The organism is Mycobacterium sp. THU-M104, assembly GCF_049197365.1.
Classification (GTDB): domain Bacteria; phylum Actinomycetota; class Actinomycetes; order Mycobacteriales; family Mycobacteriaceae; genus Mycobacterium.
This window is the reverse complement of sequence record NZ_JBMIOP010000002.1, coordinates 1-8,983: the sequence shown is the minus strand read 5'-3', so window position 1 is coordinate 8,983 and position 8,983 is coordinate 1. Positions and strand designations below refer to the sequence as shown.

Annotated in this window: 8 protein-coding genes and 2 pseudogenes; 4 read left to right on the top strand and 6 right to left on the bottom strand. The window is 62.9% G+C overall.

All coding sequences use genetic code 11. From position 1 onward, the window contains the following. Positions 1-110: 110 nt before the first annotated feature. From ACOJVU_RS00055 to ACOJVU_RS00040, 4 genes and pseudogenes are all read left to right on the top strand, one after another. Positions 111-416 (top strand): annotated as a pseudogene (locus tag ACOJVU_RS00055) (helicase associated domain-containing protein); the annotation flags it as partial. 9 nt (positions 417-425) lie between these two features. After that, positions 426-686: a helicase associated domain-containing protein gene (locus tag ACOJVU_RS00050; RefSeq protein ID WP_421527905.1), complete on the top strand. Its 261-nt coding sequence runs from the start codon at positions 426-428 to the stop codon at positions 684-686. Between the two features lie 279 nt (positions 687-965). Further along, positions 966-1,160: a ribosome modulation factor gene (locus ACOJVU_RS00045; RefSeq protein WP_421527904.1), complete on the top strand. Its 195-nt coding sequence runs from the start codon at positions 966-968 to the stop codon at positions 1,158-1,160. A gap of 45 nt (positions 1,161-1,205) precedes the next feature. Beyond that, on the top strand, positions 1,206-2,450 hold the full coding sequence (locus tag ACOJVU_RS00040; protein ID WP_421527903.1) for a hypothetical protein: 1,245 nt from the start codon (positions 1,206-1,208) through the stop codon (positions 2,448-2,450). Between the two features lie 668 nt (positions 2,451-3,118). Here the strand turns inward: ACOJVU_RS00040 and ACOJVU_RS00035 are convergent. From ACOJVU_RS00035 to ACOJVU_RS00010, 6 genes and pseudogenes are all read right to left on the bottom strand, one after another. Continuing rightward, on the bottom strand, positions 3,119-3,868 hold the full coding sequence (locus ACOJVU_RS00035; protein WP_421527902.1) for a serine/threonine-protein kinase: 750 nt from the start codon (positions 3,866-3,868) through the stop codon (positions 3,119-3,121). 186 nt (positions 3,869-4,054) lie between these two features. Next, positions 4,055-4,972, bottom strand: coding sequence for a S1 family peptidase (locus ACOJVU_RS00030; protein ID WP_421527901.1), 918 nt, complete (start codon positions 4,970-4,972; stop codon positions 4,055-4,057). A gap of 26 nt (positions 4,973-4,998) precedes the next feature. Then, on the bottom strand, positions 4,999-5,343 hold the full coding sequence (locus ACOJVU_RS00025) for an amino acid aminotransferase (protein ID WP_421527900.1): 345 nt from the start codon (positions 5,341-5,343) through the stop codon (positions 4,999-5,001). 135 nt (positions 5,344-5,478) lie between these two features. Then, positions 5,479-6,666, bottom strand: coding sequence for a S1 family peptidase (locus tag ACOJVU_RS00020; protein ID WP_421527899.1), 1,188 nt, complete (start codon positions 6,664-6,666; stop codon positions 5,479-5,481). 551 nt (positions 6,667-7,217) lie between these two features. Then, positions 7,218-7,526 (bottom strand): helix-turn-helix domain-containing protein, encoded by a 309-nt coding sequence (locus ACOJVU_RS00015; protein ID WP_144957293.1) that lies wholly within the window; start codon positions 7,524-7,526, stop codon positions 7,218-7,220. Further along, positions 7,523-7,931, bottom strand: a pseudogene (locus tag ACOJVU_RS00010) (type II toxin-antitoxin system RelE/ParE family toxin). Before ACOJVU_RS00010 ends, ACOJVU_RS00015 begins: the two are co-directional and overlap by 4 nt. Positions 7,932-8,983 lie beyond the last annotated feature (1,052 nt).

Here is an 8,983-nt window from a genome sequence, read left to right as displayed (position 1 = left end):
GCCTCACCCAGAACGTCTTTGCTGCCCTGCTTCCGAAACGCCATCGAACAACACCCCTAACCAAATCAGGTGTTGCAGCGACCACTTGAGTCTGAGCGGATGTTCCGTCGTCGCACAGCAGTCCCGATGGATATCGGTTGGGGCAATGGGTGGGGAATCAGCGCAACGCCTACGCGAAAGGGACTCTGCCGAAGGACCGCGAGAATCGATTGACCGCGCTGCCGGGTTGGTCGTGGAATAGCAAGCGGGACAAGTGGGATCATTTCCTGTCGTTGCTGATCAAGTACGCCTCGGAGAACGGCAATGTGCGTGTCCCCGGGGCGTACGAGGCGAACGGCTTGAAGCTTGGAGTGTGGGTGAGGGTGCAGCGGGCGAATTTCAACCGCGGCGTACTCAACCCGGAGCGTGTTCGGCGCTTGAGCGAGGTGCCGGGATGGTCGTGGGATCCGTTCGATACCCAGTGGGAGCAGGGGTTTGCAAAGCTTGTCGAGTACGTCGACGAGCATGGTGACGCCCGAGTTCCGGGCTCGTACATCATCGACGGTTTCAGGCTCGGCGGGTGGGTGCAGAAGCAACGCAATGTCTTTAACAAGGGCAACCTTGACGCGGAGCGACGGTCCCGGCTTGAGGCATTGCCGGGTTGGACATGGACCCCACCCAAAGGTGGTTCTGCCCGGCGACCGTGATCCAACCGCAAGGCGGCGCGGGTAGTGCGGTTCCAGCGGCAGTGTCCGAGTTCATCCAGGCCAGCGCGTCGTGTATCCGATGCCCTCGGCATCGGCAGCGCACCTGCTGAAAGAATCTAGACGTTTGTCTCCGCTTTTGCATTGGCGATTAGAGCTCGCAATTGGTCGGGGCTCAGCCATGGTCGGGCGTGGTGAATCATCAGATGGCAGTTTGCGCAGATGAGAATGAGATCTTGCAGCCGAGTCGATTTTGGGCCCGCTGGCCCGCATGCTTGGCGGGTGACGAAGCGCGCGGAATACATGTTCGCGCTGTACGCGGGTTCGCTGGCCGATCCCGGCGACTGCAACCCCTATGCTGGCCGGTCGTTGGTCCTCGCGAAGCTGTGGATGCGCGGGTATCGGCGAATGCTGTCGGTCCGGGTCAACACAGGGCCGGCGATGGAGCGATACCTCGAACAGTGCCGCAGCGTCTGACCAGGGGTGGGCTACTACTCGCGAGTACGGTGCTAGTTTGCGGATATGGCTCCGCGGATCGCTCCCACGACGGCCGACGAGGAATCCGCCGATCTACTCAAGCCGCCTCCCACTGTGACGACTACCAGCGGTGAGCGCGAACGACTCCGCTTCCGTTGGGAGGCCGAGATGACGCAACTGGTTGCTTCTCAGATTGGCCGACTCATGCCGCCAGGTGGCGCGCACGTGGTCGCCCGCGAAGTACCGGCCGCGCAGGGCATCGCCGATGTCGTCGCCGTCCGATTCGACATTGACGCACTGCACCAGCGATTCGAAAGCGGCGTTGGTCCGATCACTTCTCCGTTGCGGGTGCGGGTTTTGAATCTGCTCCGGAGCGATCGGCCCGTTCGAACCTCGACACTTGCTACCCGCCTCGGCACCAGCGCCACAGCCCTTACGCGCTCGACCCTCGGGCCGCTCGCCGACCTTGGTCTCGTTGAACTGCACAACGACACCGTGAGATCCAGCGGCGCCTGGCGACCAGTGCCGGCGCACATCACCGCTGTCGAATTGAAGCTGAGCAAATGGCGGGACGCGCTTCGCCAAGCGGACAACTTCGCGATCAGCGCAGACCGTGCGTGGCTGGTTTTGGACGCAGCCCGGTCGGCCGCCGCGGTACGCGAAAGCGCGTTCATTGCTTCCTTCGGAGTCGGCTTGGCGGTGATCGCGTCCACGGGCGAGCTACAGGTGATTGCGCCTCCCCGCGGACGGCGCCCCGAGCGCTGGTTGCGTGCGTTGATGGCCGAGCAGGCGTGGGCGGCTGCCCAGAATGAGGTCGCGGCTGTTCTCGCCGAAGGCTCACAGCTAGTTGAGCGCCCGCCAGCGATCGAGGTGGATCGTCGCAGGGATGCGGGCAGTGGTCATCCGCGAAAGGCTGTCGCGAAAACTGATCGCCTCGTCCAAACGATCGGCGACGAGTTGGCGCCGGTTTCCGACGGGAACGGCGGTGAGGGCCGCCGTCTCCTGGGAAGCGTGGCGGATCTGGTGGCGTTTGGTGAGCATGAGCTCGTGAGAGTTGCCCATCTGGACGCATTCGGGGCAGCTGCACGGCTGGTATTCGGGCTCACTCATGAGCTGCTGGTGGCTGCGCCACGGCACGGCGCGGAGAAGCTGTGGTTCGAAGTACGGGAGAGGGGGCTGATCGGGTCGGGTTATCGGTCCAGGGATGCGATCAAGCCACGACCCGGCGGCCATGCCTCCGCTGAATCCCCAAGCGCCCCAACCCATGGCGAGCCACCCGAGCCAACCTGACGACGGCAGGAAGATGCGAATACCGTTCGCGGCGCATGTTTCGACGACCTCTCGCAGTCCGCTGAGGTAGAAGCGGTCATCGACCGGCGCCATCCAGGAGTGCGGGGCTCGGAACACCACTCCGTTAGCGCCGGTCTGGATTACCGCGTTGAGCAGCCGGGTGAGGTGTGTCAGTTCGCGTAGGTACGTCCGGTCGACGGTGACGCCCAGCCAGCAATCGCGATCAGATACTCGGCCGCGGACAGCGACGGCGGCATCAAGCACGGTGTTCAAGTCGTCGGGGCTGGCGGCTTCCATCACCGGGGAGGGCGTGATTACAAAGGACGGGGGGCCGGCGTTCCCGCACAACCGTGTCGAGACCTGGTGGTCAAGGCCCCGTTGCATCCACTGTTCCCACTCCGGTTGCGTCGTGGGCCGGGGTGCCTGGGCAAGCCACGGGAAGTGGTTACGTGACCTGTCGGTGTGCGGGCGGTCAAGCAGATAGCCGTGCGGCTCGACGACGGCCTCACCGCTGGCCCGTGCCTGGCGATAAAGCGGCTCAAGCGTCGTTGTCGGAGCATTAAGCGGCCCGAAGCAGATGCCAGGCCGTCCAGCAGGTGTAGCCGCGAGCTCGTCCGCGAATGAGACCAACGGTCGGGCCTCTTTGTTGCCGTACTCCAACCAGAAGCTCATGGCCACATCGATTCGAGTTGCTGTTTGGCGACAGCGGCCGCGGGTCGTCGGTAACCGGGGTACGCGCCGGCCAATCGCAACCAGTCACGGAGGCCCGCTGGACGACTACCGGGAATTGTTATTCCTCCTTGCAGCCGCCGATGCCAATCGGCGGGCGGGTTCGGCTCACCCCGCCAGAAGGGGTGCTGTCCCGAAGCGAGTTCGGCGACTATCACGGCCACTGCCCATATGTCGGTGCGATCGAAGGCGCGCTCAAGCTGCAGCTGCTCGGGAGCCATGTACGGCCAGGTCCCGCCGAACCACGGGTAGACAGTCACGCTGGCGAGGTCGATCAGCCGCGCCAACCCGAAGTCGATGATCACCGGCTGTGTCCAGTCGCCGTTGAGCAGAATTATGTTGTCGGGCTTGAGGTCGCGGTGGACCACGCTGGCACGGTGCAATTCCTCGACGCCTTCGAGCACGGCGAGCGTGAAGGCACGCAGCTCCCCGTCGTCGGGCTGGTGACCGGCAGTGATGTGTTGACGTACGTCGCCCCCATCGAGGAATTCGCTGAGGAAGTACGGATGCTCCTTGCCGTCGTCAGCCGTAGTCAGCTTTCCGCTACCGAACACCGGCACCACGCGCGGCGAACTGATGCGCTGCATGGCCTCGACTTCGCGTCCGAATCGCGCGGGGTCGTACCCAATCGTGATGACCTTGCAGGCCTTGACCGTCCCGTTCTGAACGATCCGCCAGCATTCGCCCATACCGCTGGGCGAGCCAACACGCGCCGCCTCCTGACACGGGCCTAGGGCACCTTCGATGTCAGCTCTCGTCACAACCATTGCTGCCGCAATCTTACGCGACGCATCGCGGTGCGCAGGCAACAAAGTCGCGAGCGCGAACGCTATTCGCTGGCTGCGATCATCGCCGCGAGTATCTCGTTGCGGCCGCTATGTCCAGTGAGCCAGGTTGAGTTGCCCATCTTCTGTAATCTCGACAAACTCGCGGCCCGCGACACGGACGGTGACGTTCTCGGAGACGGCTCTCGGGCCGTCGTGCATGCCCGTCGGCCACGAAAGCGTTGGAGTCCAGAACAACGCCGGTAACCACCACGCCGCTAGGGACGGCCCCTTCTGGTCGTCATGGCTTGGGCCCCGAGACGTAATCCCGACGACGTGGCCGTTGACATCAATCACTGCGCCGCCACTCATCCCGCCTAGCGTGCCACTGAGCACCTCGATCGTTGGATACGGCGCCAGAACGGAATCGTGTATTGGAAAGCTGAATTGCCCCGCAGCTCCTTGTGATACGTACATCGAACCGATGAGCGGAATGGGATCGTCCACCGAGTCGGCGTCAACTGCTTCATCATCGAATCGGAAGCCGACGATGGTGACACGCTCGCCTGGGGGCGGGATGCGTGTCGTCAGCGGAATCGTGGCGAAATCGCCGTCGGCGGGCATGTCAGACACCAGCCTCAGCGAAAGCAAAGTTAGATCGCTCCCATTGGAAACCCCTTCCATCGAGTAGCAATGCCAACCCGCAACCGTGCCGTCGCCGCGTACACCCATGCAAAGCACTACTGCCTCGCCGGCCGCAAGCGCATCCCGATGATCGTCGACCACGTGCTTGGCCGACAGCGCCAGGCCCAGGCCGATCATGACGGCGGTTCCCTCGACTTTGTAGGTGTTGCCGTATCCGATGCACACAGCGAGCAGCGCCCCGCGGAAGTACTCGTAATTCTCGACCGTAAGCGGCGCAGCCTCGGCCTCCACTTGCGCGATGTTCAGCGACGAACACGTGAACTTCGTTCCGGGTGCCGGCGTCGCGAGTGGGTCGGTGATGATAGTGAACCCATGCTCAGCCATCAAACGAGTCTAATTCTGGGACTCGCTCACATTAGTTCCAGGACTGTCGCGGCGACGTCGAGCGCCTGGGCGACGCCAACGGGGTCGACGCAACGAGGACCGCGGCCGGCGCGCACCGCGGCAGCTCGACGGCGCAGCGATCCGACCGGCTCCGCCGCGGTGCAGGCGTCGAACGACACCGCGGCGGCGACCAGTCGAGCGTCGGCCCACGCGAGGCCGGCGAGCGCACCCTCGGCGTGCAGGACGCCGGCCAGGTCTTGGAGTACGGCGCGGAATGCGGTGCTGCCGGTAGCGGGTTCCGCGGCCTGGACGAGAAGGTTCAGCGCGGCGGTTTCGGGATCGCCGGCCGAGGTGTCAACGGTAATAGTCATACGGCGAAGCTAACTCGTAGAATATTGAAATAGCAAGGACGGCAAAGTGATTCGGACATATGCCAATATCGGCGCAAATGTCCAAATTGGGCACTGGTCGCGTAACGACATATGTCGCGACCGCCCTACATCTTGCTACGGTTGCGGCCCGTCCAGCGACGCAAGTCCGCCGAACCCCAAGTCGTTCAGCGCGCGGATAACTTCACTCGACGGGATGCCGCGATAGAACGATGGGGCGAACGTCTTGGCCGTCAATTCGTCAACTTCCGCTTCGAGGTGGGCGAGTCGCTCCTCGGGGGTTTCCGGTGCCGGCGGTTCGTAACCGGGAGCGTGGGCCCGCGCTGCGGTCGAACTGTCCTCGACCACCAACCCGATCACGCGACCATCCTGGGCAACGATCGGGCCACCGCTATTGCCCGGGCGCGCGATCGCCGAGTAAAGGAACGTGTTTTGCCGGGGTAATCCGCCGACCGCGGGAGTCTCGGCGGACGGGTTAACCACCTCGCCGCGCTGCACTGTGATGACGTCGCCGGCGATCATCGGCACGTGCGGATAACCGAACAGGTACACCTCATCGGCCCACTCCGGGTCACGAAACGCCATCCCTGCCAACCTCGGAATGCCGACTCCATCGGGCAATTCACATTTGATGATCGCGACGTCGATTTCTCGGTGGGCCACACCGGTGCACTGGCACGACACCTGATGAGCGTTTGCGTCAACGTTCGCAGGGCTCACGGCTATAGGCGCATTCGGCGCCAACCCGGCCGCAACGTGTTTATTAGTGACGATGTGCCAGTGGTCCAGGACCAACCCTGTACCCGATCGCGCGCGACCAGCGGTGTCGGTGCCCGAAATCTGGACAGTCACCCCGTTGTAGCTCGGGATGATTAGTTCGGCACCGAATAGCTGTGAGAGCCAGAGGGTCCCGCCCACTTGGCCAGGCGATGCGCCGCCTTGGGTCATGTAGCGCTGCGCCATGAACGCAGGCATGTTGGGTTCGGGGCCACAGGGCATTAGAAATCCGGCGCGTTCGAGCGCGTTAAGGACTTGATTTAGTGCGGCGATCTTCCCGGCGTCGCGGAGACCAATCGCGCTGAGGTATTTCGAGTAGTCGGCGACCGACCACGGTGTGATGGTTGTTGGATGGACGGCCTTGCCGATGGTCGCGGCGATATCGGGATTCTGGGGCGTTTTGAAGAACGAGTGCGCCCAACTCGCTACCCAAACCCGCCAGCCACTGGTGCCGGGTATCAGCTCGGCGGGCGCGGGCTGTTGCAGCGACGAACTGAAGCCGCTCGGACCGTTGTCGGGTTCCGCCATGCCCAACACGCTATCGGCGCGCAACTTAACAGGCACCGCGAGCTGCCGCGGCGGATGCCAGGCGGTGGATCATCAGCCGTGATCCGTACCGCCATCCGTACCGCCATTCGGTCGATTTGACCGTAGTTTTCCGCACTTGTCCGCGGCTGTCCGTAAGCAACCTAATCCGTTGTGGCGCAACGGTAAAAGTGTATACAGACGGACGCGTGCACATACCGCCGTTAAGCCTGGGGGTCAAGTGGTCGCAGGTTCAAATCCTGTCAGCCCGACCAAGAGAATTAGGCTCTGACCTGCGCAGAGTCTTCTCCGCGAATTTCCCCACCGGGACGTGCTTGGGACCAGACTGGGACCAGACCGCACATGTGAAGTAATCGGTGCGGGTGGCCGTGGGAGTGCGTGTGAATCGCCCTGGTTCTGCCGGAGGCTCGGGCTATTGGATTTCGACCAGGGGTTGGTCGCTCCGTTGGGCATCGTAGAATGACTCCTCCCCCTGCGCGGGCCGACTCAAACGCAGAATCATATCGTCGGAATTCCCGCGTTAGCGGACCCAATTAGAGACTCAGTAAGACGCGAGATCCGTCTGGGCGCTTCACCGCAACCTCCAGCTCGCCACCGGTGGCCTCCACGTACTTACGAAGTGTGTCGACCCGGCTGGTGCCCAGGTCGCCGTGCTCCATTTGCGAAACGCGGTTCTGCCCGACTCCGATGGCTGCGGCGAGCGCGGTCTGGGTGTAACCGGCATCTTCCCGCAATTCTCGAAGACGGTACTGCGCAACCTCGCGATCCATCTCTTCCTTGACTGCGTCGATGCGGGCACGGTTGCCCGGACGGCGACGGCGAAGATCATCGAGCGTGGTCATCGTTTCTTCCCCTTTCTTGTCTTCGGCTTGGCGACTGTGGCTGCGGCCGCCTGCTTCATCTTCTGTTGGTGTTCGGTGAATAGGCGGTCGGCGATGGGAACGTTCGTCGCGTACCACTTCGTCCAGTTCCCCGCTTTGTCTCCGGCGACGAGCATGATCGCTCGGGACTGGATGTCGAAGGCGAAGAGCACCCGGATGTGGGCTCCACCCTTGGTGGGGGCGAGGTCGGAGTTCCTTCATGTTCGGGTGCGCCGATCCTTCGAGGGTGTCCACGAATGGCCGGCGCGTAACCGGTCCGTATTCCTCCAACTGCTCCAGCGCCGCGATCAGGTGGTCGTACTCCTCGTCGTCGAGGCTGTCGATCCATGTTTCAATGAGGGTTAGATCAACCTCCCACTTCCGCACGTCGGCGATTCTATCAGCTAGAGCTGATATCAGCTAGAAATGATTCCCGCACTCTGTTAGGCGCGGTTGCGGGGACCACTTTGGGACCGCACGTCATGCGCGATGCTGAACGACCTGCGCGTCAGTGAACGTCATGCCTCGCTTCTTGACGCCGGAAACCGCCGGCGACCTGCGTGTATGCGCTACCGCTGCTTCCTGGGGGTCAAGTGGTCGCAAGTTCAAATCCTGTCAGCCCGACGCAGATGAAATAGGCTCTGAGCTGGGGTGATGGCGTGCTCGGGCCCGTATTATTCGTTGCCTATGGTGCTTGTCTTGGGACCAGGTCGGTCTCATCACGGTGCCGGAGCGCACTTGACCGTCCGATGGCGTGGCGTTGAGGCGCACGATATGCGCGCTGGTACACGTAGCGCACGTAATGCCCTGCGAATCGGAGACCGTTTTCCCTGGCGCCATTGTCCGATGGTCAAGTGCGCCAGATTCAAAACCAGCCGTAGCTTGTCAGTCCGCGCTGATTACGAGGTGGCGAATGGCTTCTGCGCTGTTCGGGGATCAGGGAAGCCGGGCTTGGTGTATCCGGGGGCGCGTTTGCGCAGCGACGACGCGAGAACGGGGGCGATTCAAGAACCGGAGTTTTGCCTCCGGGGCCGACCGCATATCCACTGGCGCGGTCGGCGCACCTGTTAGGGCTGGCTGTTCTGGATCCGCGGCGCGGGCCTGCTCCTTACTGAGCTCGAGCAACCGACGCAGGCGCACGTTATCGGCACGGAGCGTCGCCAACTCACCGGCAAACCGCTCCTCCGCAACTTACAACCTGCCTGAAGGGAATCGCTGGCTCAGAGTCTCGCGAGCGTGGCGCCGATGTCCTTGGTCAGCAGGTAGAGGTCCAAGTTAGTCGAGTCCTCGGCATCGAACGGTTCAAACCCGAACCGCTGCCACCAACTGAAAGCGGCCGGGTTGACCCGCCCGGCGACTTTCGGACAACGCCTTGACTATTGTTGAGGCCGAGCCGAATTGGAGTCGCAAGTATGGAACGTCGCCGGTTCTCCGCTGGG